Genomic DNA, 632 nt, shown 5'->3' with positions numbered 1-632 from the left:
TCTCCGCCGCAACCTCCCCTTCAACGCCGCGACCGACTTCACCGCCATCGCGCGCATCTCCGAATTCCCGAACGCCGTGACGGTCGCGGCCGACATTCCGCCGCGCACGCTGCAGGAGTTCATCGCCTGGTCGCGGCGGCCAGGCGGGATCAACTTCGGCTCGACCGGCACCGGCACCTCGATCCACCTGGCAGGCGAGCTCTTCCGGCTGCGCACGGGGCTGGAGATGACGCACGTGCCCTATCGGGGCAGCCCGCAAACGATCGTGGACCTTCTGGCCGGGCGAGTGCAGGTGACCATCGACAACCTGCCCAATGTCTTCGGCGGCATCCAGGGCGGCACGCTGCGCGCGCTGGCCGTCACCTCGCCGGAGCGCGTGCCCACCTTGCCCGACGTGCCGACCATGGCGGAGGCGGGTGTGCCCGACTTCGTCGTGACCAGCTGGGTGGGCGTCTTCGGCCCAGCGAACATGAATCCGGCGACCGTGGCGCAGCTCTCGGCCGCGATCATCGACGTCGTGCGCTCGGCTGAGGGCGACCGGCGGCTGCGGACCCTTGGCGGCACCCCCTCGCCCGCCGGCCCCGCCGAGTTCGACGCAAGCTGGCGCGCCGACATGCGGCGCTGGGCCGGGG

The 632-nt window shown here is 71.8% G+C and carries 1 protein-coding gene; it reads left to right on the top strand.

The window, feature by feature from the left end; translation table 11 throughout:
- Window positions 1–632: Bug family tripartite tricarboxylate transporter substrate binding protein (locus AC1DWF_RS35755; protein WP_476843195.1), on the top strand; the 632-nt coding region annotated here is incomplete at both ends.

The sequence above is a fragment of the Aminobacter sp. P4_D5 genome, from assembly GCF_056401815.1.
This window is presented reverse-complemented; position numbering and strand designations above follow the sequence as displayed.